The following is a 25,821-nucleotide window of genomic DNA, read 5'->3' as shown; positions in this document are numbered from 1 at the left end:
CTTTACACTGCGTCGCGTGCTAACTATGGTCCGCGGCGCTTGGATGGCTGTTTGCTACTCCTTTTAAAAGTGTGAGGCTTGCTCTGATAGAGCATATGTTCTCTCCACATATATGCAGAATAATTGAAGGAACGATTTGCCCATGCGCGCGGAAATCGAGACGCTGGTTGACGAAATCCAGCAGGCCATAAGCCTGCTGAGGAGGCATCTTTGACTGGGATCAGGCAATCAAACGTCTGGGCTATCTGAACCAGAGAGCTGAAGATCCAACCCTTTGGAATGATGCACAGGAAGCCCAGAAGCTGATGCGTGAGCGCCAGCAGCTGGAAGATAGCATCAACGGCATCAATACGCTCAGACAGACACTCAATGACAGTATCGAACTCATCGCCATGGGCGAAGAGGAAGGCGATAAGTCAATCATAGCTGATGCTGAAAACACCATTCGCGATCTGAAGAAAGAAGTCGATAGTCGACAGATCGACATGCTGCTTTCGGGCGAGGTCGATGCGAACGATACCTATCTTGAAGTCCATGCTGGCGCAGGCGGCACGGAAAGTCAGGATTGGGCTTCAATGCTTTTGCGTATGTATACGCGTTGGGCAGAGCGCAGCGGACGCAAGGTCGAAGTAATGGAAGTTCATTACGGCGAAGAAGCAGGCATCAAGTCGGCGTCGATCCTCATTAAGGGCCATAATTCCTATGGTATGGCAAAGACCGAATCCGGCGTTCATCGTCTGGTCCGTATTTCGCCTTACGATTCGAATGCGCGTCGTCACACGTCTTTCGCAAGTATCTGGGTTTATCCGGTTATCGATGACAATATCGATGTGCAGGTAACAGAAGCCGATGTTCGCATCGATACCTATCGCGCCTCCGGTGCGGGTGGTCAGCACGTCAACACGACTGACTCGGCGGTGCGTATTACGCACATCGCTTCTGGCATCGTCGTGCAATGTCAGGCTGAACGTTCGCAGCACAAAAACCGCGAAAAAGCCTGGTCTATGCTCCGTGCCCGTCTTTACGAGGAAGAGCTGAAGAAGCGCGAAGAAGCGACTGACGCTGCCAATGCAAGCAAGACTGACATTGGTTGGGGACATCAGATCCGTTCTTACGTTCTTCAGCCTTATCAGCTCGTCAAAGATCTGCGTACAGGTGTTGAAAGCACCAATCCGCAGGAAGTGCTTGATGGCGCTGTTACTCCATTCATGGAAGCGGCTCTTGCTCACCGCATTCACGGTGGCGCAGAGTTAATCGAAGATATCGATTGATCTTCGTGTTGATAAAGATGCTAAAAACCCGGCTATATGCCGGGTTTTTTATGCAACCTATTCTTGGATCACTTACGAGTCTTTTGACGCTGCGCGCTCTACAATGGGGCGTGGCTTGTGTGTGCGTGGGCCAGTGATGATCGGATCGACCTTTTGAATGGTCAGCGCATCTTGCGGTGATAAACGCTCTGGCTGAACGGACATGCCGGGCGGTGATTCCGATGGCATCTCAGGCAGTGGTTGCATTACCAGTGGCTTTTTAAAAAGCGATGCGAGCTTGCTATTTGATTGTTGTGATTTTTCAGTGAGGTTTTCAAACGTCGTATAAACGCCGCCACCCACAGCCAGAACGAAAGCTATAGCACCAAAAACTGACGTTCGTACCCATTTCGTGGACCAGTGCCGAGCGGCCGGATCGTTCAGATGCCCGTTACATCCGTCGTTCCCTGGCTTGTTCCACTTTTTTATCATGCTGGTCGTCTTTGCATCCCAGATATTTGATTCTATTGCACCTTATCATGGTTAACAAAGCTTTTCCGAAGCTTTCGCAATGCCTGCTTAAACGGGAATGAAAAAGGGCAATCGCATGACCGGTATTGCCCTCATTGTTCGATCAAAGTGCGCGTGCAGCCTCTAATACAGCTTGCGCATGGCCATCGACTTTTACTTTTTCCCAGATTTTCGCAATACGACCCTCTGCATCGATAAGAAACGTCGTTCTCTCGACGCCCATATATTTGCGGCCATACATGCTCTTTTCGAGCCAGACACCATATGCTTCAAGCACGGTCTTGTCTTCATCTGCCGCCAGATCGACGGTCAACTCGTGCTTTTTGCGAAATTTAGCATGCTTTTCCGCGCTATCCGGCGAGAGACCAATGACACGTACATTCAACTTGTCGAACTCAGGTTTAAGCTGAGAGAAGGCTATGGCTTCTTTTGTGCAACCAGAAGTATCGTCCTTTGGATAGAAATAAAGAACGACTGGATTGCCTTTGAGAGATGACAGATTAATGCTGTCATTATCTGATGGCAAAGTGAAGTCCGGTGCCAGATCTCCAATTTGGGGACGAGCCATATCTAAGCCTTTCTTTTGTAGATATACGGGTAAACTGCCTGTTACACTTAAAGCTATCGCACTCGCATCAGTCTTGTGCAACGTAGCGAAACTAAGGCAGCGACCTGTCTATCTTCTGGGAGAGGCTAAAGAAGCACAAGACCGGTTTACTGATCGAATATAGGTTAATAAAAACAGTATATTATTGAGTTCTCATGATTCATTTTATGAGAGGTTTTAAATAGAGAAATCAGGTGGTCGGCTGGAATATTGACTGAGAAAGAGCACAAAATACGCTTTTCCAAGCGCGAGATGAAGAGAATCGAGCGTCTGGCAGCTGACGGAGATGATGGAGGCGTGTTCGTAATTGGACGTCGCAAACGCTCATTCGTTTCGTTGTGCTCTCATGCATTTCTGTCACTGTGTATAGTGCTTGTTCTGATCGGCGGCGTCGGTTTTGTTGTTTTGCGTGGCGGCGTCACCAGCAATATGTTGCGTGAAGAAGCTCAGAAAACTTTGACCCGTGTACTCGGTGATCAAGCATCTGCTTCAATTGGAAGTGCTGGACTTTCGCTTGATCAGAATAGTCTGGTGGCCTTAGAGGCGCGTGACGTCTCAATTTCTGATCCCAAGCAGCGCATTGAAATCCAGAATATTAGGTCTGTACGCCTTGGGCTTGCACCGCTTCCGCTTTTGACCGGCAATGTGCGGGTTGCGGAATTGGAAATTGATGGCGCAGCTTTTGATTTGCCAGAACAGGAAGGCGCAGGATTCTGGAAGTCTCTACCCTATGACAAGCGCGGTTTTGTAGATTTTGACGCACTTTCCGATGATCTTTTTTCCGCGATGCGCCGAAATCTTGAACTGTTACATGATCAGAATACACAGGCTTTGAGCCTGATGAATACAACGGTGCGGTTTAAGGCTGGAGATGATCAGCAGAGCATCGAAATCAGAAAGCTGCGACTGGTTGAAGATGCAGGCCGCATTAAACTGGATGGCGCTGTTGTATGGAACGGCAAGATAATTGCTCTTGATGGTAACATCGATCGTAAGGGCCAAGATAATGAACTTGATGCGTTCAAGGTCAATATCAGCAATATTCCTCTCGATCTGGGTTCGTCTGCTGCCGTTGCGCCAATAATTGATGGCAATCGGGTTAATCCCGCGCATTTTGAACTCAAGGGCAATGCCAATCTTTCGCTCTCTGGGAAAACGGCACATGCTGAGGAACCAGATACAATCGGTGCAGAGTTAGCCGTTAATGGCATCGACATGCAGCTTGGACGTGTTGAGGATATTCGTGGCTCGGCTGTGCTGAGGCTGGAACACTCCGTTGGCAGTCAAAAGATTGAAGTGTTGCCGTCGCGCGTTCAGTTGGGTGGATTGCAGGCTCAGTTCAATGGCGCTTTCGGCCCAGATTTTCAGGCTGAAAATGCAGCTTCGGACCCGAGCTATCGTTTTGAAATACTGACCACTTCAGCGACGAGTATGCCAGCCGAATCGAACGACCCACAGCTTTCGTTTGGTGTGCGTATTGCTGGAAGTTTCTTTTCGAAACAGCAACGGATCCAGTTCTCAAATCTCGATGTTCAAACCGAAAATGGTGAACTCTACGGTCAGGGAAGTATTGGCTTTGGCAGCGGTTCGCCCGAAATGATTTTCATGCTGCGCATTCCGGATATGCCTGTCGCCGATGCAAAGCATCTTTGGCCTATCGACGTTGCTGACGGTGCACGTGCCTGGGTATTGAAGAATTTGTATGGTGGCCGCTTGAAAGATAGCCGCATCGACATTTCTTTAGCAGGTGGTCGTTTTAATGGGCCCGGACTTCCTCCACCGCTAACGGGCGAAGAAATAAAAGCTGATTTTAATGTCGAACAGACGCGTTTTGATGTGATTGGTGAATTGCCACCTGTACGCGATGTCAATGGAACTGTGAGCGTTCGCGGTGCCCATACAACTATCAAGCTTGATAAGGGCGTTGCTTACACGCCCGATAACAGAAAGGCAGATGTTTCCGAAGGCACGCTGATTATTCCTTGGGGCCCACAACGTCCGGTTATTGCAACTCTTGATCTTCTTGTGTCAGGACAAGCGGCAGCTATTGCGGAAATTGCTGGAAAAAAGCCGATTGATGTTCTTAAAAACGTGCCTTTCCTGCCACAGGATGTCACTGGCGACGTAAAATCGCGCGTTAAAGTCAGTTTTGCAGTGTCGAAAGATCCACCACCCGGAACCCTGAAGTGGGAAGCTGATATTGGCTTCAAAAATCTTTCTATCGATAAGCCTGTTGGCGGCTCAAAGGTTACAGATGCGGATGGCAATATAAAAGTTGACCAGACCGCCGCAATAATTACTGCTGATGCGAAGCTTGATGGCATTCCTGCCAAAATTGTAATGACGGAACCAGTTGATCGTTCAGGGCCCGCAAAGCGCGACCAGCAAGTTCGATTGGAAATCGACGACAAGTCGCGTGATAAAGTGCTACCCGGCTTGAAGGACGTCTTCTCAGGACCAATTTCGATTGATCTTGGAATGGAAGAAAATGGCAAACGGCATGTTGTAGCGAACCTTGATAAGACTCAGGTTGATTTACCGTGGCTTGGTTGGCGCAAAGGCAGCGGTATTGCCTCAAAAGCGGAGTTTGACCTTGTTAAAAGCACTGGCAGTGATGGCAAGATCGACATTCGCAACCTCGTACTGACTGGCGATGCATTCGGAGCAAAAGGCAGCCTGTCGATCTCCGGTGGTGACCTCCAGTCGGCAGATTTAACTGATGTACGGCTTAATCGTTCTGATCGACTTGCCATAAAAGCCACTAAGGGGACGGGTGGATACCGCGTTAATGTCAGCGGTTCAAAGTTTGATGCACGTTCGCTGATCAAGCAGTTTTCTGATGTTGGCAAGAAAACTGGTGGCTCCAAAGGAGACACTACGCGCGTTGTTGTGAGTGCGCAGATTGATCAGGTTACAGGGTTTAATGACGAGACCCTGCGCAATGTTGCCGTTTCTTATGAAAGTGCAGGAAGCAAAATCTCTGGTGTGTCCGTAAACGCCCAGACGTCTTCCGGGGAGTCATTTGTCGCAACTAATAATGAACAGGGCGATGCGCGTTCTGTTTCGTTACAGTCCAATGATGCTGGTGCAATCCTGCGCTTCTTCGATTTCTACGATAAAATGCGCGGCGGAAAAATTACCGTTGGCTTGGCGGGGCAGGGCAATGGTCCGTTGAGCGGTCAGATTGATGCCAGAAACTTTTCGATCATCAACGAGCCGCGCCTTGCAAAAATTGTTTCTTCTTCGCCATCAGCAGGTGGCACAAGCCTCAATCAGGCCGTTAAACGTGATATCGACGTATCCCGTGTTGATGTGGAGCGCGGCTTCTCTTTGATAGAAAAAGGCACAGGATATCTGAAGCTTTCGAAGGGCGTGCTTCGGTCGCCAACTGTCGGAGCAACTTTTCAGGGCACGCTTTATGATCCGCAGGGCAATATGTCGATGACCGGCACATTCATGCCTGCTTATGGTGTGAACCGGATCTTTGGTGAAGTACCGATCTTTGGCGCGCTTTTGGGTAACGGACGTGATCGTGGTCTTTTAGGTATTACCTTCAAGCTTGAAGGAACAGCTAAAGCACCACAAGTGATCGTCAACCCGATTTCAATCATTGCGCCCGGTATTTTCCGTTCGATCTTCGAGTTTTGATGGATAGTAAAAAAGCCCGGCTTAGCCGGGCTTTTTCATTACGGTTTTGCTGCATCAAGCAGGGCGGATCAGCACGTGGCGCTTCTTGCCAAGCGATACCTTGATAACGCCTTGATCGTTAAGCGCTGATGCATTGATGCTCAATCGTGGGTCGGTCACGACTTCATCATTAATACGAACCGCACCACCTTCAATGTGGCGGCGTGCTTCGCCATTGGTTGCGCAAAGTTCTGCAAGCACCATTAATGCAAGCACACCGATGCCATCGTTGAGCGTCGCTTTGTGTACGCCAACGGTTGGAAGATTTTCCGAAAGTTCACCGTCTTCAAAAGTCTTGCGAGCGGTATCCGCAGCTTCTTCGGCTGTATCGCGACCATGCAGAATTGCGGTGATCTCGGTTGCGAGAATTTTCTTCGCTTCGTTGATTTCTGAACCGCCGAGAGCTGCCAGCTTCGCAATCTCATCGAGTGGCAGCGTTGTGTAGAGCTTCAGGAAGCGTTCTACGTCAGCATCTTCTGTATTGCGCCAGTATTGCCAGAAGTCATAGGCACTGAGCATATCTGCGTTAAGCCAAATCGCGCCGCCCAGCGATTTGCCCATCTTCTGGCCTGAAGCCGTTGTGAGCAAAGGCGAGGTGAGGGCGTAGAGCTGCGGCGTACCCATACGGTGACCGAGATCGATACCGTTGATGATATTGCCCCACTGATCCGAGCCGCCCATCTGCAAGCGCATGTCATAGCGCTTGTTGAGTTCTACGAAATCGTAGGCCTGCAAGATCATGTAGTTGAATTCGAGGAACGAAAGCGACTGTTCACGATCAAGGCGCGTTTTTACCGAATCAAACGACAACATACGGTTGACTGAGAAATGGCGGCCAACATCGCGCAGGAATTCGAGATAATTAATATCGCGCAGCCAGTCAGCATTATTGACCATAAGCGCGTCTTTCGGACCTTCGCCGAAAGTCAGGTAGTTTGCGAAGACGCGCTTGATGCCGGCGATATTATCGGCAATGGTGTCTTCGGTCATCAGCTTGCGTGCTTCATCCTTGAAGGATGGATCACCAACCATGCCGGTACCGCCGCCCATAAGTGCAACAGCGCGATGGCCAGTCTGCTGGAACCAGTGCAGCATCATGATCTGGATCAGACCGCCAGCGTGAAGGCTCGGCGCTGTCGGATCGAAGCCAATATAGGCCGTCACGGTTTCCTTGACCAACAATTCATCGAGGCCGCTCTCATCAGACATTTGATGAATAAAGCCGCGCTCGGAAAGCGTGCGAAGAAAATCGGATTTAAAACCGGACATGCCCTTTTCCTGACTGGTCAAAGCGCATCCCGAAAAGTGTTTAACGGTTTTCGGGATGCGCGATATTAAAACGCTCTAAAGCGAGAATGAAAATAACGGTAAGTAAGTGCTTACCGCCTTATGATAATTTGCCTTTAGCATCATTCAAGCGGGAATAACAAGGAAACTCCGGTATGGCCGATTTGAAACGCGCAATTGGGTTGATGAGCGGCACGTCGATGGACGGTATCGATATTGCACTTGTGAGCACCGATGGCGAGAATTTGGTCAAACGCGGACCATCAAGTGCTGTTTCTTATTCCGATGGATTTCGTGCGCGGTTGAAGGCAGCACTTATTGATGCGCGTGGTATCATTGATCGCAACGAGCGTCCGGGCATTCTCAAACAACTCGAACATGATCAAACTCTTCTTCATGCGATTGCCGTTCAGGATTTTCTCTATGAGCATTCGTTAAAGCCGGAAGAGATCGATGTGATCGGGTTTCACGGTCAGACCGTGCTGCATCGCCCGCGCGAGGCACTCACGGTTCAGATTGGCGATGGAGCATTGCTTGCTGCAGAAACCGGCATTCCAGTCGTTTACGATATGCGTGCCGAGGATATGCGTCATGGTGGTGAGGGCGCCCCGTTGATCCCGGCTTATCATGCGGCGCTTGCTACCAACTTGCCTTCAGGTCTCGAAGGGCCGGTGGTCTTCGTCAATATCGGCGGCATATCCAACCTCACATATGTTGGTGAAGGCGGTGCGCTTATGGCCTATGACAGTGGGCCGGGCAACATGCTGATTGATCAATGGATGGAACTGCATGGACAGGGCAGCTTTGACCCGGGTGGTATTACAGCAATGAGCGGTGTTGTTGATGACGCTCTGGCCGCTCGTTATCTTGATCATGAGTTTTTCAAAGGGAATCATCGTCGGTCGCTTGATCGTGGCGATTTCGTCGTTCCGGCAAAAGATACTGTGGATTTAGCCACAGGTGCGCGAACACTCGCTTATGTGAGTGCAGCCTCCATTCTGCGTTCGGCATCGCATTTGCCGTCGCAGCCTCGCACCTATGTGGTGAGTGGTGGTGGTCGTAAGAATGCGGCGATCATGGCTGAACTGAGTGCGCTTGCTGAACGTGAAGGCGCTCGTGTCGTTGACGCCGACAATGTTGGTATCGATGGTGACGCAATGGAGGCGGAAGCATGGGCCTATCTGGCTGTGCGTTCTATGCGCGGGCTTACACTGACATACCCCACGACAACGGGTTGCGATAAACCTGTGTCAGGAGGGGTTCTGGTGCTTCCACCAAAATAAAAGCCCGGCGATCAAACACACCGGGCTTTCATAAAGTCAAATTTAAGAGCGTTTAACGCAGACGCTTCTGGCGAACTTCAACCAGTTCGCCAGCAAGGCGACGATCCAGATATTCTGAGCACTCATCGATCAGAAGATCACCCTGGCCGGTGAAGAAGTGGTTCGCACCCGGCATTGTGTTCTGGGTAATCGTGATACCCTTCTGTGTCTTAAGCTTGTCGACAAGCACCTGCACGTCTTTTGGCGGTGCAACCTTGTCCTGATCACCATGAATGATCAGACCCGATGAAGGGCAAGGTGCGAGAAACGCGAAGTCATAGGTATTTGGCTGTGGAGCGACTGAGATGAAGCCTTCGATTTCGGGGCGACGCATCAGAAGCTGCATACCGATCCATGAACCAAACGAATAACCGGCAACCCAGCAATTCTTGGAATCTGGATGCAAAGCCTGAACCCAGTCGAGCGCGCTTGCCGCATCTGACAGCTCGCCTGCACCGTGGTCAAACTCGCCCTGACTGCGGCCAATGCCACGGAAGTTGAAGCGAAGCGTGGTAAAACCGCGCTGCTGGAACATGTAGAACAGATCATAGACGATCTTGTTGTTCATGGTTCCACCGAACTGCGGGTGCGGATGCAGGATAAGCGCGATTGGTGCGTTCTTTTCGCGCGAAGGCTGATAACGGCCTTCAAGGCGTCCGGCTGGGCCGTTGAAAATGACTTCTGGCATGTGTACTCCGCTGGTGATCGGAAGATCGGCTCTCAAGTGGCGAACTTGACGTGGCAGTGCGCCGCTTCTAGAACCAATTTGAAATTTCGTTAGACTGGACCATAGTTCAGTACCTGATGTGGCTTAATAGGCTTTTCCTGACTGAAAATTCAAGAAAATTGCGCTTATCGCCACTTAAAGGCTTCGCTTAGGAGATAGTATCGGTGATCGGAACCGGCAAGAGGCTCTATCTGGACTATAATGCCAGTGCGCCATTGCTTGATGAAGCACGCAATGCGGTCATCGAGGCATTAGGCATTACCGGCAACCCATCATCCGTGCATCGTGAAGGCAGGGCTGCCCGTGCACTGGTCGAATCGGCGCGGCGCAGCGTGGCAGCGCTTGTAAATGCTAAGTCGGACCATGTATTTTTCACATCGGGCGCGACAGAAGCCGCATCCACACTCCTGACACCAGTTTACATGATGGGCCGATCCCCGGTGCGTCTCTCGCATCTCTATATAAGCGCGACCGAGCATCCTTGCATGTTGGCCGGTGGGCAGTTCTTGCCGGAAAACATCTCTGTTATTCCCGTTGATGAAAACGGTATCCTGCGTCTTGAAGCTTTGGAACAGGCACTCAAAGCGCATGATAAAAGCGCTGGTTTGCCGCTTGTTGCCGTTCAGGCGGCTAATAACGAAACTGGCGTGATCCAACCGATCCGCGATATTGCAGCAATTGTCAAAGCGTCGGGTGGTGTATTCGTCGTTGATGCTGTGCAGGCAGCAGGACGTATTAAATTAAATATTACACATAATTGCGGTGATTACCTAATAATCTCATCACACAAGATTGGTGGGCCGAAGGGTGTGGGTGCGGTTATCGCAATTTCTGATCTGATGATGCCAAAAGCACTGGTGCGCGGTGGCGGTCAGGAAAAAGGCCATCGGGCTGGCACCGAGGCGCTGCCACTTATTGCAGGCTTTGGGAAAGCAGCTGACATTGCGGCAGAACGATTGAATGGCGATGGCTGGTCTTCGCAATCGCGTGACAGGCTGGAAGCGGGGCTTATGGAAATAGCACCTGATGCCACAATCCACGGTAAAGCCGTTGACCGTCTGCCAAACACGACGTTCTTCTCGCTCGACGGGCAAAAGGCTGAGACAGTCCAGATCGCATTTGACCTTGGCGGCATAGCATTGTCCGCGGGATCGGCTTGTTCTTCAGGCAAAGTGGGACCGAGCCACGTACTGGCCGCTATGGGGCATGAAGATGGTCCCGGCGCGATCCGCGTGTCACTTGAGCCAGAAGCATCGGCAGAATCTGTTGATCAGTTTCTGGACGTGTTGCGCAAAATTGTCGCCCGCCATGAGCGCACTAAAAACAATTGATGGCCATTTATGATTTTGAAGACCCCGGATTAGGCCGGGGAATTCAGCTACTTTAACGAGCTCAACTCCACTTGATGTCGTCTGAGCATTTCTCGCATAGAAGTCGTTCTTAAACAGGTCTGCGGATCAACCGGACCGCACTTGGTCCAAATATTATATTTTTCACGAAAGTAATCGATCACAAGCAAATCAGCCTCTACTCGATCATGGCCTTCCTGAACGAGGTTCAAAAGTGCGTCGACGGAACTTCCTTCATTTTCAGGAAGATTTTTTCGCTTTCCGGTGTTCCATATCGCAATCCCCACGCGCTCCAGATGACCTGATATCCAAGGGTCATCGACGGTCCACATAACGTCAGGGATGTCATAGAACAGATCGTCAAACCATTCCGGACGTACCAAAACGCCGGCAAAACCGGAAATCTGATCAGCATATCCGCTTGAAGTAAGATTAGGTTTTGTCAAAAAAAGGCTCAGAATCCGCTTCATTCGATAGCTTAAATCTTTGTTTTTCCAACGGCTTCGCGGCAACCTGTCTTTTGGACGACAACTATCCGAGATATCCGGAAAAGTTTCTCCAACTTCAATAATGCATGTATTTGGTTTGAGGGAAGCTTCAGTTTTGAATCGATGGTGCCATTCGCGATCATATATTTTATCATCGTCGCAAAACAAAATGTCGACGTTTTGGCCTTTAAGGTCTTGTGCTGCAGGGAGTACCTTTGTTGCAGGGCCATAGTCCTTATCGCAACGGTGAATTGTCACGCCCTCTGGCACCTCAGGAAGCTTGCCGTCCCAATCAGGAAATCGTCGATAGCTTGTCGGAATGTATAGCCTAACCTCTGAAAGCTTCAGGCTTTGCCGCAAAAGTGATTTGAGTGTTGGCTGAAGCAAATTAAACCGTGAAGGTATGGACGAGAGTGTTGCTATAGTCGGGCAGCTCAATTGAATCCTCCAGCCTCATTTATATCTTGATCTTTGATCAACGATAATAATTTTGTCTCGGCTTATATTAAGGTGCCTTAATATCGATGCTCATCACAAAAATGGCAGATACTGACTTTGAGCTAAGTTTGCAATGGATACTTATGTAAGTGCTACTCACAGTTGGTATGAATGTGAGTATGGGCTGTTTGACAGCCAAAAATAATGTCAAAAACCTGCGTATTCGGTGCAATTATGGTGACAATCCGTGCTGGGGCGATAAAGATTCCCAATTTCCTCATAATTTTATCAGCAAACTTAAAGCTGGGCTTGAAATTGAGTTTAGAAAGGTTTTAAAGAAGCGTCACGCACACTATATTGTGGCGACGATAACGGCTATCATCGCCCTGACGTTTGCAACTGTCGGACCTTGAATTCGACGAGGATGGAGAACGCCAATGCCTGCAGTGCAGGAGACCATTGATCAGGTTCGCGGCTTGGACGTGGACCAGTATAAATACGGATTTGAGACAACTATCGAATCCGAGAAGGCCCCGAAGGGTCTGAACGAAGACATCATTCGCTTCATTTCTGCTAAAAAAGACGAGCCGGAATGGATGCTGGAGTGGCGTCTCAAGGCCTATGAACGCTGGCTCACCATGGAAGAGCCAACATGGGCACGTGTCGAATATCCAAAGATCGACTTTCAGGATCTTTATTATTACGCGGCACCGAAGAATCAGAGCGGCCCGAAGTCGCTTGATGAAGTCGATCCCGAACTGCTCCGCACCTATGAAAAGCTCGGTATTCCTTTGCGCGAGCAGGAAATCCTTGCTGGCGTGCGCAAGCAGGGCGATCCAAGCGAAATCGACGGCAACCCTTCGGACAATGTCTATGCATCGGGCCGCGTGGCTGTTGATGCTGTGTTCGACAGTGTTTCCGTTGTCACGACCTTTAAGGCAGAGCTTGCCAAAGCTGGCGTGATTTTCTGCTCGATCTCGGAAGCTATTCGCGAGCATCCTGAGCTGGTTCAGAAGTATCTCGCTTCGGTGGTTCCGGTTTCGGATAACTATTATGCGACGCTGAATTCGGCTGTCTTCACCGATGGTTCGTTTGTTTACGTGCCAAAGGGCGTTCGCTGCCCAATGGAGCTTTCGACCTATTTCCGTATCAACGAAAAGAATACGGGCCAGTTCGAACGCACGCTGATCATCGCGGAAGAAGGCGCTTACGTCTCCTATCTCGAGGGCTGCACTGCACCACAGCGTGATGAAAATCAGCTTCATGCAGCTGTTGTTGAACTGGTTGCGCTTGAAAATGCCGAGATCAAGTACTCGACTGTTCAGAACTGGTATCCAGGCGACAGTAACGGCAAGGGCGGCATCTATAACTTCGTTACCAAGCGTGGCGATTGCCGTGGCGATAACTCCAAGATTTCGTGGACGCAGGTTGAAACCGGCTCTGCGGTAACATGGAAATATCCGTCCTGCATTTTGCGTGGTGATAATTCGCGTGGCGAGTTCTACTCGATTGCCGTTTCCAACGGTTATCAGCAGATCGACAGTGGCACCAAGATGATCCACCTTGGCAAGAACACGTCGAGCCGCATCATCTCCAAGGGTATTTCGGCAGGCAACTCCAACAATACCTATCGCGGACAGGTTTCTGCGCATCGTAAGGCCGAGAATGCCCGTAACTTCACCCAGTGCGACTCGCTCCTGATCGGCAACGATTGCGGCGCGCATACTGTGCCCTATATCGAGGCGAAAAACGCCACGGCACAGTTTGAGCACGAGGCAACCACCTCCAAGATTTCCGAAGACCAGCTGTTCTACGTTATGCAGCGCGGTATCCCGGAAGAGGAGGCTATCGCCCTCATCGTCAATGGTTTTGTGAAGGAAGTCATTCAAGAACTGCCAATGGAGTTCGCTGTCGAAGCACAGAAGCTCATTGGTATTTCGCTAGAAGGCAGCGTCGGTTAATCCGACGCGCTTTACTGCCTTACCGCATCCGATTTTCTGGCCAGCTCTTTAACTGGCATAAGCAGTCCCTCGCTGAGGCTGCGCTGAGAGACAAGGTTTATACCCATGCTTGAGATCATCAACCTTCATGCAAAGATCGCTGACACGGATACAGAAATCATCCGTGGACTGAACCTCACTGTGAACAAGGGCGAAGTTGCCGCCATCATGGGGCCGAACGGCTCTGGCAAATCGACATTGTCTTATATCCTCGCAGGTCGTGACGATTACGAAGTGACTGAAGGCGACATTCTTTACAATGGCGAGTCGATCCTCGAACTCGACCCGGCTGAACGCGCTGCCAAGGGCATTTTCCTCGCGTTCCAGTATCCGATGGAAATCCCAGGCGTTGCCACTATGGAGTTCCTGAAGGTTGCGATGAACAGCCAGCGCAAGGCGCGCGGTGAAGCGGAACTGAAGATTCCGGAATTCATCAAGCGTGTTAAGGACGCTGCTGGCGGCCTGAACATTGATATGAATATGCTGAAGCGTCCGCTGAATGTGGGCTTTTCGGGCGGCGAAAAGAAGCGTGCTGAAATTCTTCAGATGCAGCTTCTGGAACCAAGCCTTTGCGTTCTCGACGAAACCGATTCCGGCCTCGATATTGATGCGCTGAAGATCGTTTCCGATGGCGTGAATGCTCTGCGTTCGCCAGATCGCGCCGTGATCGTGATCACTCACTATCAGCGTCTGCTTGATTATATCGTTCCAGACAGCGTGCATGTTCTTTACAAGGGACAGGTCATCAAGTCGGGCGACAAGACACTCGCAAATCACCTTGAAGAAAACGGCTATGCTGACATTATCGGCGAAGTAGCCTGAGGAGCGGATTATGAACATCCAGACCTCAAAACCAAGGACACCCGCTGAAAGCGCGTTGATCGAAAGCTTCGCAACCCGCATGGGCGAGCTTCCGGGCAATGGTGATGTTGTCATTGCGCGTGACAATGCGCTGGAAGAACTGAAAATCAATGGTCTTCCGTCGCGTCGCATCGAAAGCTGGCATTACACGGATTTCCGCACGCTGCTGAAAAACGTGCCGGATTTCAATCCGACTGCCGGAACGAACGCGCTTCCAACATTGCTTGCAGGCTCGACCCTTCTTGCTGCCAGCAACGGCGCTGCACTTGCTGCGAAGGCGCCTGAAGGCGTTACGCTGACGGCTGTGCGTGATGCGCTTGCTGATGGATCGCTGGTTCCGCAGCTTAGCGTTCGCGGCACTGACGACACGATTGGCCAGATCAATGCTGCTTACGTCAGCGACGGTTGGGCTGTTTCGATTGCTGATGATGTTGAACTTGAAGCGCCGCTTGAGATTCAGAACATCCAGAAGTCGGGACAGGGTCATACACGCTTTTCGGTCGAAATTGGCTCGAATGCCAAGGCAACGATCATTGAGCGTCAGACCGGTGGTGAGGGCGATGCCTTCTCGACCTCTGTCAGCCATGTGACTGTCGGCGATGGTGCCGATGTCATCTGGGTTATCCTGCGCGATTTCGGTCACTCGACGCAGCTTGCGCAGTTCAATGCAACGATTGGCGCAGGTTCGAAGCTCACGCTTTACATCGTCAATGCCGGCGGCAAGCTGATCCGTCAGGAAGTGCATCTGACTGTTGCAGGTGAGGATTCGGATTTTGAACTCCGTGGCCTCAATTTGTTGGCTGACGATTCCCACACCGACATCACCATGACGGTTGCCCATTTGGTTGAGAACACACGTTCGACCCAGATCATCCGCAACGTGGTGAAGGATCGCGCACGCGGCGTTTTCCAGGGCATGATCCGTGTTGCACAGATCGCTCAGAAAACCGATGCGCGCATGGCCTGCAACACGCTGTTGCTGTCTGATGATGGCGAGTTTGATGCGAAGCCAGAGCTTGAAATCTTCGCAGATGACGTGGCTTGCGGCCACGGTGCAACAGTGACAGAGCTTTCCAAAGACTATCTCTTCTACCTGATGGCACGCGGCGTTCCTGAAAACGAAGCCCGCGGCCTGCTGATCAAGGCTTTCATTGCCGAGATCATTGAAGAGCTGGAAAATGAAGCTCTGGTCGAGGCACTGGAAGAAGTGCTCTCAAACTGGCTTTCAGCCCACGCTTGATTGAACAAGGCGGAGTAAGATTTACTCCGCCTTTTCTGCCTCAATGGTAGAAGGAACGATCATGGATCAAAAGAATCCGCTTATAGCGCGCTATGACGTCGAGGCGATCCGCAGAGATTTCCCCATCCTGTCGCGACAGGTTCATGGCAAGCCGCTTGTTTATCTTGATAATGGCGCGTCCGCGCAAAAGCCGCAAAGCGTCATTGATGCGATCACCCATGCATATTCAAATGAATATGCGAATGTGCATCGCGGTCTGCATTTTCTCTCCAATGCTGCGACCGACGCTTACGAAAAATCGCGCGAAACAGTCCGCCGCTTTCTGAACGCCGGTTCGGTGGACGAAATCGTCTTCACCAAAAACGCGACCGAAGCGATCAATACAGTCGCTTACGGCTATGGCATGCCGAATATCGGCGAGGGTGATGAGATCCTTCTGTCGATTATGGAACATCACTCCAATATCGTGCCTTGGCATTTCATCCGTGAACGTCAGGGCGCAAAGCTCGTCTTCACACCAGTCGATGATGAAGGCGTGTTCCATATTGAGGAATTCGAAAAGCGCCTGACCGAACGTACTAAGCTTGTCGCCATCACCCATATGTCCAACGCGCTTGGCACAGTAACACCGATCAAAAAGATCGTGGAACTCGCCCATGCGCGCGGCATTCCGGTTCTCGTTGATGGCAGTCAAGGTGCAGTGCATATGCCTGTCGATGTGCAGGATCTGGGTTGCGACTGGTATGTCTTTACTGGGCACAAGGTCTATGGTCCATCAGGCATCGGTGTTCTTTACGGTCGCGCAGAAATGCTCGAAAAGATGCGCCCATTTCAGGGCGGTGGCGAAATGATCGAGGAAGTGACGGAAGAAAACGTCACCTACAATCATCCGCCGCACCGTTTTGAGGCTGGAACACCGCCAATAGTTCAGGCGATTGGGCTTGGTGCGGCTCTTGAATATATGGAAAAAATCGGCCGTCACGCGATTGCAGCGCATGAAGAAGACTTGCGCGACTATGCGCATGAACAATTGGGCAAGATCAATAGCTTGCGCATTTATGGCAATGCACCGGACAAGGGCGCTATTATTTCGTTTGCGTTAGAAGGCATTCACGCGCATGACGTTTCGATGGTGATTGACCGGGCAGGGGTTGCGGTGCGTGCAGGCACGCATTGCGCACAACCGCTCTTGAAACGTTTTGGCGTCACCTCTACATGCCGTGCTTCATTCGCACTATATAATACACGCGCTGAAGTCGATGCATTGGCAGAAGCCTTGGAAAAGGCAAGGAAGTTTTTCGGATGACCGAGATCGAACAAAAAGTTCAGGAACAGGCTGAAACCAAAACGGACGATGCAGCTGCATCGGCAGGGGATAAGTCTGTTTTCTCCGCCTCTGCTATTCCGCAGGAAGAATTGCTTCGGCTGACTGATGACATCATCAGCGCACTGAAGACAGTTTATGATCCCGAAATTCCAGCGGATATTTACGAGCTTGGCCTGATCTACAAGATCGACATCGAAGATGATCGCACCGTCAAAATCGAAATGACACTGACCGCGCCGGGTTGTCCGGTCGCTGGCGAAATGCCGGGTTGGGTCGAGAATGCTGTCGGTGCAGTTGAAGGCGTTTCGATGGTCGAAGTGACGATGACATTTGATCCGCCATGGTCAGCTGACCGTATGTCGGAAGAGGCACAGGTTGCCGTCGGCTGGTACTAAAATAAAAGCCCCGCATTGCGGGGCTTTTATTTTAGTGGCCGGTGGTATTGGCATAATGCATGGAATTTTTGCCAAAGCAGCCTTGTAAAAGACCAACCAATCCGCCGAGTGCTGTTGCGGAGGAAACAAGGCCCTGACCGCCACGAAATGGAATGGAAAGACTTGCACCGATAAATTTAACCGCACGTCCTGCAATCTTTACAGGTAGCTTTTTCAAAGTTTTGTTCGGGTTCTCCCGATAACGGGCACCAAATTCCGTGATGTTATGATCACGGTTGCGGCGATAATGATAACTGAGTGTCAGGCGAGATGATGGCACTGTTTCATAGACGATAGCATCGCAAGCCCAGCCTGTTTTGGCGCCGAGTGATTTCGCCTTTGCCCAAAGGTTCCAGTCTTCGCCGCCTGTTAGTCCAAACTGGGAATCAAAGCGTAAACCAGTGGTGCGGAAGAAATCGAGTTTCCCCATCCAGCTACCGGTGGCAACTTTAATAGAATCGCTACGTCCCGCCTCGCATTTTAATCGACACTTGCGCTCTGACTTATAGCCACTACGCTCAATACCTGACCAAACTAGCTTTTGCAGGAGCGTCAGATTCTCGTCAAAAGGCTTTGGTCTGACTGGCGATCCAACAATATCAAGATCAAGACGATCTCGTTCCGCCAACAGATTGACCAGCCAATCCTGCTCAACGAATTCATCATCATCGACATAAACCAGAAAATCAAAGCCGTGCTCAATTGAATGGTTCAGCGCACGATTACGCGCCGATGATATTCCCAATACCTCCTCGACAACATATTCGATATCATCGTTTGGCATATTTGAACGGAACTGGCTGATAGTTGTTTCAAGTGTTGGAGAAGCGTTATTCTCGACAACCAAAAATGAAATATCAGCATTATTGGGTTTTTTAATCGTCGCAAGCGACGAGAACAACATGCAAAGCATGTTTGGTCTGTTGCGTGTAGCAACTGAAATGCAGATTCGCCGTTGAGACATGATAGATTGCGCCCAGAAATATATCTAATATATTATGCAAGCTTATTATTTAATAATTATGAAGACAATAGTTGTGGTGAGTGATTAAATGCAACCTAGGTCGCACCTCTAAAATAAGTTTGCTTTTATTTTAATAAGGATTGTTTTTCGTGCCGTGCACCAAAATAAATAGTGGTGCCCCCAGAGAGACTCGAACTCCCGACCCCCTGATTACAAATCAGGTGCTCTACCAACTGAGCTATAAGGGCAGCACAGGCGTGGAATTAGCATATTTTTCAGCTGTGTAAAGCGAAAATTCACATAAAACGGCAATGGTAAGCAAGTTTTGCATATGATAGCCATTTTGCCTGTGGAAACTGCACCGGCTGGCACATTGGAATGGAATAATATGGACGATAAATCCCTGGCGATTCACTTCCTTTCTTCTGGAACAGAGGAATCACTCGCAGCTCAGAAAGAGTTGGTGAAGCGTTATGGTCACGTGGCAGCCGAAGATGCGGACGTTGTCGTATCACTCGGTGGTGATGGGACGATGTTGCAAGCGCTGCGGGATTTCATGAACAGCGGCGTCCCGGTTTATGGAATGAACCGTGGTTCGGTTGGCTTCCTTATGAATGAATTTAACCTTGATGATTTGCCTGCAAGAATTCGTGCTGCACAAAAAGAAGTAATCCGTCCGCTTGAGATGATTGCTGAAACAGAACACATGGCCCCCTTTAAAGCGCTTGCGATCAATGAAGTGTCGCTTTTCAGGCAATCTTATCAAGCGGCCAAGGTTCGTATCACTATTGATGGCAAGGTGCGGCTGGAAGAGCTGGTCTGTGATGGTTTGATGGTAGCAACACCCGCCGGGTCAACAGCCTATAATCTCTCAGCGCAAGGACCGATTTTGCCTTTAGAAGCGCCATTATTGGCGCTGACCCCCGTGAGCCCGTTTCGCCCAAGGCGATGGGGTGGGGCTCTTTTGCCAAAGCATGTAACCGTGCGCATGGATTTGCTTGAGATTGAGAAGCGGCCTGTGAACGCTGTTGCAGACAATAATGAGGTGAAATCTGTTCGGGCAGTGACGGTGCGTGAGGCCGTCGATAGTCAGGTTGCCATCTTATTTGATCAAAATCATTCTTGGGATGAACGAATTTTGACAGAACAATTCAGACATTAGTTGGCTTTGCTTTTAGTAAATACTCACGTAAGACAGATGTGAAAGATAATAAAATACAAATAAATAGGCGTTTTTATATCTGGCAATCGTATTTTAGTTGACTTTTGTTCGTTGTAGACGTAGGCGATGCTGCAAGAAAACGCTTTTTGCGTTGCAGACGCCTTTTCTGCCTTGGTTCCTGCGCCTGATGACGTGGCGGCAATGACAGGATGGGTGGAATTCATTTCCAAACAGAGAGCTGCGCCTCCATTGACAACATTTGCCGAACTCGGTCTTTCCCCGAAAGTGCTCGCCGCCGTTGAAGCTGCGGGATATACAGCACCTACGCCTATTCAGGCGGGAGCTATTCCTCCTGCGCTTGAGCGCAAGGATGTGCTCGGTATCGCTCAGACCGGCACGGGTAAGACTGCATCCTTCGTTCTGCCGATGCTGCATCTTCTGGAAAAAGGTCGTGCACGTGCACGTATGCCGCGCACACTTATTCTCGAACCAACGCGCGAACTCGCTGCGCAGGTCGAAGAGAATTTCGTAAAATATGGCGTTAATCAGCGTCTCAACGTTGCGCTACTCATCGGCGGCGTCTCGTTTGATGAGCAGGAACGGAAGCTGGAGCGCGGCGCGGATGTGCTGATCGCGACGCCTGGCCGTCTTCTCGATCATTTTGAACGTGGCAAGCTGCTTCTAACCGGTGTGGAAATTCTGGTTATCGATGAAGCTGATCGTATGCTCGACATGGGTTTCATTCCCGATATTGAGCGTATCTGCAAGCTGATCCCCTTCACACGTCAAACGCTGTTTTTCTCGGCAACTATGCCGCCGGAAATCACCAAATTGACAGAGCAGTTCCTGCATTCGCCAACCCGTATTGAAGTGGCGAAGGCATCTTCGACTGCAAAGACCGTGACGCAGCGTCTGGTCAAGTCGGGCCGCAAGGATTGGGACAAGCGCGCGGCTTTGCGTGATTTGATCCGTTCTGAAGGTGATGCAATTAAAAATGCGATTATTTTCTGTAATCGCAAAAAGGATGTTTCGGAGCTTTTCCGCTCGCTGACACGCCACGAATTCAATGCGGGCGCTTTGCATGGTGACATGGACCAGCGTGCACGCATGATGATGCTGTCCAATTTCAAGGAAGGCAAACTGCAGTTGCTGGTTGCCTCCGATGTTGCAGCGCGCGGTCTTGATATTCCTGACGTCAGCCACGTTTTCAATTACGATATTCCGATTCATTCTGAAGATTATGTGCATCGTATCGGTCGTACTGGTCGTGCGGGCCGGTCCGGCAAGGCATTCACGCTGGTGACAACCGGCGACACAAAATATCTGACCGCGATTGAATCCATGATCGGCGAAAAGATTGAATGGCATGACGGTGATCTTTCAACCTTGCCAGCAGCTGACGAATCTGAAGATACGTCGCGTAAGGGCAGAAATGCCCGAGGCAAAGGCAAAGATGCCAAGGGTAAATCGAAAGATAAACAGAAGGTCGAGGCACCTGTGATTGTTCAGGCCGATGAACCGCAGCCAATTATTCACGAAATCAGAGAGCGCCGTGATGCGATCCGCACATCAAATGATGAGCGTCGCAACAAGCCGCAGCACGATCATCATAAGCGTCGTCGTGATCGCGATGATGATGATGGTCCGGCACCAGTCGGTTTCGGTAGCGAAATCCCAGCATTTATGCTGATCCCAACAGGGGTTCTGGCATAGCAATAAAAAAGCCGGTCTGATTATTCAGACCGGCTTTTTAGTTTTTTGCACCAGAGCGCAGACTTGCAGCAAATGCCAGCTTTGCCCAGTCTGTCATGATATCAGGATCATCAAAAGCATCATCCGGTAAACTCCAATAGGGCATGGCAACCGGTTTTCCGCTCTTCTTGCTGTCATAGGCCCATTGGCGCGAACCAGCGTCAATAAAAGCGGGCGCACTTTGCGCGTCAGCTTTCAAAAGCAACTCATCTCCAACGATGAGCGCTATTATCAAGCCCTGATGATAGATACCTTTGCCGCCGAACATGCGGCGAATGCTAATCGCACCTAAGCCCGCAAATAATTCTCGTAGGGTCTCGTCATCCATTGCTGAAAGCCACTTGGTTAAGCGGCGCCTTGCATCTGGCGGAGGCTCTCAGGTGAGACAGGTGTCAGTTCGACCGATTCACCGCAACCGCAAGCGGATGTCTGATTAGGATTGTTGAAAACAAAACCTGTGCGCAGTGTCGTGACTTCAAAGTCCATCTGCGTGCCGAGCAGAAACAGAACTGCTTCTGGCGCAATATAAACCTTAGCGCCTTCTTTTTCGACGCAATCATCGCCAGCTTTAGGCTCGGTTACGAGGTCAATGGTATATTCCATCCCTGCGCAGCCGCCTTTTTTTACGCCAACACGAATGCCGAGCGCACCTTCTCTGGATGCCATGATTTCACTCACACGCGCTGCGGCTGCATCGGTAAGCGTCAAGACTGAGAAACGGCCCATTTTCATCTCTTCCGGTGTTCTGCTGGTCAGAGACTGAAGAATCATTCAGTCTGCTCAAAGCAATCGCTTTTTCTGCGGGATTGCCACGTTTTTACTATAGTTAGTGTTGTAACATCATTACTGCAAGACACCAAATCGAGAGCGCATCCAAAGGTGCGGTGCAGATTTCTAGGTTTTGCAAAAAAGAATTGCTGGAAGAGGAGATGCGAATGTCGATTGAGCGCATGAAGCCTTTGATGCTTGCCGGTGTTGCTGGTCTATTCAGTACAATGGTTTTGATTTCTGCCGCCGGTGCGCAAGACGCTCCGAAGAAGGCGGCGACAACACAAGAAGAGACAAAGCCCGTAGAGGAAACAAAACCCGCAGAGCAGACACAGGATGCTGCTGACGGTGTGATTGTTCCTGATTATCGCGATGATCGGTCGACACCGCAGGCGCTGATTGAATCCTATTACAACGCCATTAACCGCAAGGAATATGCCCGCGCTTATGGCTATTACTCGGAAGAGGGGCGCGAGCCCGATTTCAAGACTTTTGCCAAGGGTTATGACGGGACCAAGAGTGTGAAGGTGGCGGTACGCAAGACTGAACCTGATCCGGGGGCAGGGCAGATTTACTGGAGTTTGCCGATTGCTATTGAATCAGAAGATAATGATGGCAAAACGCAAGTCTATACCGGCTGTTATACGCTGAGACTCACTAACCCGGCTATGCAGGAAGTGCCGCCCTATAAGCCCATCGAGATTATGACGGGTTCTCTGACAAAGTCGCCTTTGGATATCGAGAAAAGCGTGCCGGAAAGCTGCGATGCTCCGTAATGCGAATCCTGCTTGACCTTACCACGATGGGAAGCTGTAAGGTCTTGGCAGATTTTAGATAAGGAGTGGTTCAATGGTTACTTTTTCAGTTCCGAAGATGAAATGCGGCGGTTGTGCTCAGAGTGTTACGAATGCACTGCACAAGATTGATGATACCGCCGCTGTAGATATCGATCTCGATAAAAAAGAGGTCAAGTTTGACAGCTCTGCTTCGCAGGCCGACGCGCTTAATGCTCTGGCAGCGGCGGGCTATCCTGCAACTGTCGCTCAGTAATGTGAACAGGCTGTGCGGTCTTGTGATGGGCGGTTGCCTTGCAAGATGTTTTTTGAGAGCTTAGTTGCCGGATGCGAATGCGTCCGGCATTTTTTGTGTTTACATAAGATGATGCTCGTATGCAGAGGCGACCAAGTGTTGCAGTTGGGCTCGCAATTCCTGTGTCTGATTGACTGTAAGGTCGATTTTTGCCACATCAGCGGCAAATCTCGTTTATGGTGCCTGAAATGGCAGTGGACCACGATTGTCACGGCTTTGTCGTATAGTCATGGTTCTTGTTTTCTAGGATGCCGAAAGCATAATAATCGCGTAGGCGCGATATAGAAGGATGTAGGGCATGGCTATGTCAGCCGATTATCAAGATCTTCGCACAAAGATGGTCGACAATCAGATCCGTACGACGGATGTAACAGACTTGAGCGTTATTGACGCTTTTCTGGCAGTCCCGCGCGAAGCTTTTGTTCCGGCAAACCGTCAGGTTCTTGCTTATATTGATGAAGATCAGCTGCTTGAGAGCGAAGGCACCGCGCCACGCTACATCATGGAGCCATCTCCTTTTGCAAAGCTCGTGCAGCTTGCAAAGGTGAAGAAGAGCGATGTCGTTCTCGATATTGGTTGCGCTACTGGCTATTCGTCTGCAATTTTTTCGGAACTCGCAGGATCAGTCATTGGCCTTGAGAGTGATTCCGCATTAGCGGCTGTTGCAACTGCTCGTTTGCAGGAGCTTGGCCATGACAATGTTGTGATCGTATCAGGCAATTTGAATGCAGGTTATGCCTCGGAAGCACCTTACGATGTGATTTTCATCGAAGGCGCAGTTGATTTTGTGCCCGAAGTACTTTTCAATCAGCTCAAAGAAGGCGGCCGTCTGGTTGTCGTTGAAGGGCGTGGAAATGCCGGAGTTGCGCGACTTTACGTAAAGGAAAATGGTACGGCTTCGGGTCGCAGCGTTTTTAATACGGCAGTACGTCCGCTTCCTGGTTTTGAGCGTATTGAACAGTTCGAATTCTGATTTGGTGCGTGGGGCAATTCTGCAACCCTCCTAAAATTGTTTGTGATAGTGGCTGCGGAAAGATGGAAATAACAAAATTTACAGGTTATTAAGTCCTTCCGAACTGATCGGTTCGATTAAAGATTCGTTTGTTCTTATATGAGGTATACGGTGTTCAAAGCGTGCAAAGGACTTATGGCGGCGGCAATACTCCTGTCTGGCACCGTTTTATCGGGTCAGGCTGCTTTGTCGGAAACGCTTAACGGCGCGCTCATCAAAGCCTATAAGAATAATTCAACCTTGAATTCCTCGCGTGCAGGTGTGCGCGTACAGGACGAAAACGTTGCGATCGCAAAATCGGGCTATCGTCCACAAGTCACGGGTAATTACAATGTTGCGCGTAGCAAGTCGCCAACATCGGGTTATCGTACGACTGGTACCTATGGCATCGAACTCAATCAGATGCTGTTTGATGGTTTTCAGACGAAGAACAATGTAGCAGCCGCTGAAACAACCGTTTTTGCGCAGCGCGAGAATCTGCGCAACACCGAGCAGAATACGCTTTTTCAGGCTGTCCAAGCTTATATGAATGTATATCAGTTCAGGCAGATCGCTGTTCTGCGTGAAAAGAACCTTGCTGCTATGAATGAGCAGGTGCGTGCTTCACGTGCTCGGCTTGATGTTGGTGAAGGCACACGTACTGACGTTGCGCAGTCTGAAGCACAGCGCTCAACAGCAATCGCAGCACTCAATTCTGCGCGCGCTGATGTAAAGTCAGCGGAAGCTTCATTCGTTCAGGTTGTTGGCACGCAACCGGATCGTCTTGCTGTCGCGCCTGCCGCTAAAAACCTGCCAAAGAGCCCAGATTCAGCCTATGCGAACGCGTTGAATATCCATCCGGGCATTCTGGCAACACAATATGCAGTTAACGCGCAGGGCTATAACGTTAAGGCCAAAGAAGGTGCTTTGTTGCCGACTGTTGGCTTGACCGCAAGCGCGAGCCACCTCGATACATATGCGGGTACGAATGCCGGTGATGGCAATTCGGCTTCTGTCGGTCTTGGCGTAAGCATTCCGATTTACACGGGTGGTCGTTCTTCGGCTCAGGTCCGTCAGGCTAAAGAACAGCTTGGCCAGGCACGTATCGAAGTGGATGTCATTCAGGATCAGGTGCGTCAGGCAATCGGTTCTGCATGGTCGCAGCTCGAATCTGCTCGTGCTTCTGTTAAGGCAAATCGTGATGGTATCTCCGCATCGCAGTTGGCGCTGGATGGTGTGATTGAAGAACGTAAAGTCGGTCAGCGTACAACGCTTGATGTGTTGAATGCGCAGAACAGTCTTGTCGATATTCAGATTGCGCTTGTTCAGGCGGAAGCCAACTCAATCGTCGCAAGTTATGCGCTTCTTGCTGCAAGCGGCCGTATGACGGCACAGGATATGCAGTTGCAGGTCGCGCAGTATAAGCCTGAAGAGCATTACAATGCCGTCAAGGACAAGTGGTTTGGTCTTCGTACGCCAGATGGTCGCTAATTGACCGGCTTAGAGTTTTTAAACGGCGCCATTGGCGCCGTTTTTGTTTGATTCGT

General features: G+C 50.3%; 23 protein-coding genes and 1 tRNA gene. 15 read left to right on the top strand and 9 right to left on the bottom strand.

Annotated features, from left to right (window positions below; all coding sequences use genetic code 11):
- Positions 1–142: 142 nt before the first annotated feature.
- Positions 143–1,271, top strand: a protein-coding gene (gene prfB / locus J2782_RS04110) for a peptide chain release factor 2 (protein WP_310010308.1) whose coding sequence is annotated in 2 segments (ribosomal slippage) — positions 143–211 and positions 213–1,271 — 1,128 coding nt in all. Because the reading frame shifts where the segments join, the coding sequence is not laid out codon by codon here.
- A gap of 72 nt (positions 1,272–1,343) precedes the next feature.
- Here the strand turns inward: prfB and J2782_RS04105 are convergent.
- Both J2782_RS04105 and bcp read right to left on the bottom strand, forming a co-directional pair.
- Positions 1,344–1,742 (bottom strand): hypothetical protein, encoded by a 399-nt coding sequence (locus J2782_RS04105; protein WP_310010307.1) that lies wholly within the window; start codon positions 1,740–1,742, stop codon positions 1,344–1,346.
- Positions 1,743–1,884: 142 nt separating this feature from the next.
- Positions 1,885–2,349 carry a thioredoxin-dependent thiol peroxidase gene (gene bcp, locus J2782_RS04100; RefSeq protein WP_310010306.1) on the bottom strand — a complete coding sequence of 155 codons (465 nt, stop codon included), beginning with the start codon at positions 2,347–2,349 and terminating at the stop codon, positions 1,885–1,887.
- Positions 2,350–2,640: 291 nt separating this feature from the next.
- Here bcp and J2782_RS04095 point away from each other — a divergent pair, with 291 nt between their 5' ends.
- Positions 2,641–6,036 carry a DUF3971 domain-containing protein gene (locus tag J2782_RS04095; RefSeq protein ID WP_310010305.1) on the top strand — a complete coding sequence of 1,132 codons (3,396 nt, stop codon included), beginning with the start codon at positions 2,641–2,643 and terminating at the stop codon, positions 6,034–6,036.
- 54 nt (positions 6,037–6,090) lie between these two features.
- On the opposite strand, the gene tyrS is transcribed toward J2782_RS04095, so the two are convergent.
- Positions 6,091–7,344 carry a tyrosine--tRNA ligase gene (gene tyrS / locus J2782_RS04090; protein WP_310010303.1) on the bottom strand — a complete coding sequence of 418 codons (1,254 nt, stop codon included), beginning with the start codon at positions 7,342–7,344 and terminating at the stop codon, positions 6,091–6,093.
- Positions 7,345–7,517: 173 nt separating this feature from the next.
- On the opposite strand from tyrS, the gene J2782_RS04085 reads away from it, so the two are divergent.
- Positions 7,518–8,645 (top strand): anhydro-N-acetylmuramic acid kinase, encoded by a 1,128-nt coding sequence (locus tag J2782_RS04085; RefSeq protein WP_310010302.1) that lies wholly within the window; start codon positions 7,518–7,520, stop codon positions 8,643–8,645.
- Between the two features lie 52 nt (positions 8,646–8,697).
- Here the strand turns inward: J2782_RS04085 and J2782_RS04080 are convergent, their stop codons facing one another.
- On the bottom strand, positions 8,698–9,372 hold the full coding sequence (locus J2782_RS04080; RefSeq protein ID WP_250039775.1) for an alpha/beta hydrolase: 675 nt from the start codon (positions 9,370–9,372) through the stop codon (positions 8,698–8,700).
- Positions 9,373–9,575: 203 nt separating this feature from the next.
- Here J2782_RS04080 and J2782_RS04075 point away from each other — a divergent pair, with 203 nt between their 5' ends.
- Complete coding sequence (locus J2782_RS04075) at positions 9,576–10,742, top strand: cysteine desulfurase family protein (protein WP_310010301.1); 1,167 nt, start codon at positions 9,576–9,578, stop codon at positions 10,740–10,742.
- A gap of 47 nt (positions 10,743–10,789) precedes the next feature.
- On the opposite strand, the gene J2782_RS04070 is transcribed toward J2782_RS04075, so the two are convergent.
- Complete coding sequence (locus tag J2782_RS04070; protein ID WP_310010300.1) at positions 10,790–11,686, bottom strand: glycosyltransferase family 2 protein; 897 nt, start codon at positions 11,684–11,686, stop codon at positions 10,790–10,792.
- 437 nt (positions 11,687–12,123) lie between these two features.
- On the opposite strand from J2782_RS04070, the gene sufB reads away from it, so the two are divergent.
- From sufB to J2782_RS04045, 5 genes are all read left to right on the top strand, one after another.
- Positions 12,124–13,647: a Fe-S cluster assembly protein SufB gene (sufB, locus tag J2782_RS04065; protein ID WP_310010298.1), complete on the top strand. Its 1,524-nt coding sequence runs from the start codon at positions 12,124–12,126 to the stop codon at positions 13,645–13,647.
- 105 nt (positions 13,648–13,752) lie between these two features.
- A complete protein-coding gene (gene sufC, locus J2782_RS04060; protein WP_250039779.1) occupies positions 13,753–14,508 on the top strand; it encodes a Fe-S cluster assembly ATPase SufC in 756 nt (251 codons plus the stop codon).
- 10 nt (positions 14,509–14,518) lie between these two features.
- Positions 14,519–15,787 (top strand): Fe-S cluster assembly protein SufD, encoded by a 1,269-nt coding sequence (gene sufD / locus J2782_RS04055; protein WP_310010297.1) that lies wholly within the window; start codon positions 14,519–14,521, stop codon positions 15,785–15,787.
- A gap of 61 nt (positions 15,788–15,848) precedes the next feature.
- Complete coding sequence (locus J2782_RS04050) at positions 15,849–17,093, top strand: cysteine desulfurase (RefSeq protein ID WP_310010295.1); 1,245 nt, start codon at positions 15,849–15,851, stop codon at positions 17,091–17,093.
- Entirely contained in the window at positions 17,090–17,509 is a 420-nt protein-coding gene (locus J2782_RS04045) for an SUF system Fe-S cluster assembly protein (protein WP_310010293.1), read from the top strand. The genes J2782_RS04050 and J2782_RS04045 overlap by 4 nt, the downstream gene beginning before the upstream one ends.
- A gap of 31 nt (positions 17,510–17,540) precedes the next feature.
- Here the strand turns inward: J2782_RS04045 and J2782_RS04040 are convergent, their stop codons facing one another.
- A complete protein-coding gene (locus tag J2782_RS04040; RefSeq protein WP_310010292.1) occupies positions 17,541–18,512 on the bottom strand; it encodes a glycosyltransferase family 2 protein in 972 nt (323 codons plus the stop codon).
- A 172-nt stretch (positions 18,513–18,684) separates the two neighbouring features.
- Positions 18,685–18,760 (bottom strand) — tRNA-Thr (locus tag J2782_RS04035).
- A gap of 140 nt (positions 18,761–18,900) precedes the next feature.
- On the opposite strand from J2782_RS04035, the gene J2782_RS04030 reads away from it, so the two are divergent.
- A complete protein-coding gene (locus tag J2782_RS04030) occupies positions 18,901–19,674 on the top strand; it encodes an NAD kinase (RefSeq protein ID WP_310011061.1) in 774 nt (257 codons plus the stop codon).
- A gap of 249 nt (positions 19,675–19,923) precedes the next feature.
- Positions 19,924–21,387 carry a DEAD/DEAH box helicase gene (locus J2782_RS04025; protein ID WP_310011059.1) on the top strand — a complete coding sequence of 488 codons (1,464 nt, stop codon included), beginning with the start codon at positions 19,924–19,926 and terminating at the stop codon, positions 21,385–21,387.
- A 37-nt stretch (positions 21,388–21,424) separates the two neighbouring features.
- On the opposite strand, the gene J2782_RS04020 is transcribed toward J2782_RS04025, so the two are convergent.
- Positions 21,425–21,754, bottom strand: a complete 330-nt coding sequence (locus J2782_RS04020; RefSeq protein WP_310010291.1) for a TfoX/Sxy family protein — start codon at positions 21,752–21,754, stop codon at positions 21,425–21,427.
- Between the two features lie 17 nt (positions 21,755–21,771).
- Positions 21,772–22,152 carry a Fe-S cluster assembly scaffold SufA gene (sufA, locus tag J2782_RS04015; protein ID WP_310011058.1) on the bottom strand — a complete coding sequence of 127 codons (381 nt, stop codon included), beginning with the start codon at positions 22,150–22,152 and terminating at the stop codon, positions 21,772–21,774.
- Positions 22,153–22,361: 209 nt separating this feature from the next.
- On the opposite strand from sufA, the gene J2782_RS04010 reads away from it, so the two are divergent.
- From J2782_RS04010 to J2782_RS03995, 4 genes are all read left to right on the top strand, one after another.
- Complete coding sequence (locus J2782_RS04010; RefSeq protein WP_310010289.1) at positions 22,362–22,970, top strand: Cif family virulence factor; 609 nt, start codon at positions 22,362–22,364, stop codon at positions 22,968–22,970.
- 73 nt (positions 22,971–23,043) lie between these two features.
- Entirely contained in the window at positions 23,044–23,244 is a 201-nt protein-coding gene (locus tag J2782_RS04005; protein WP_310010288.1) for a heavy-metal-associated domain-containing protein, read from the top strand.
- A gap of 343 nt (positions 23,245–23,587) precedes the next feature.
- Positions 23,588–24,256 carry a protein-L-isoaspartate O-methyltransferase family protein gene (locus tag J2782_RS04000; RefSeq protein ID WP_310011056.1) on the top strand — a complete coding sequence of 223 codons (669 nt, stop codon included), beginning with the start codon at positions 23,588–23,590 and terminating at the stop codon, positions 24,254–24,256.
- A 138-nt stretch (positions 24,257–24,394) separates the two neighbouring features.
- Entirely contained in the window at positions 24,395–25,765 is a 1,371-nt protein-coding gene (locus J2782_RS03995; RefSeq protein ID WP_310010286.1) for a TolC family outer membrane protein, read from the top strand.
- Positions 25,766–25,821 lie beyond the last annotated feature (56 nt).

It is taken from the genome of Brucella pseudogrignonensis, from assembly GCF_031454375.1.
Lineage (GTDB): Bacteria > Pseudomonadota > Alphaproteobacteria > Rhizobiales > Rhizobiaceae > Brucella > Brucella pseudogrignonensis_A.
The sequence above is the reverse complement of the archived record's forward strand: the minus strand, read 5'-3'. Positions and strand labels throughout refer to the sequence as shown.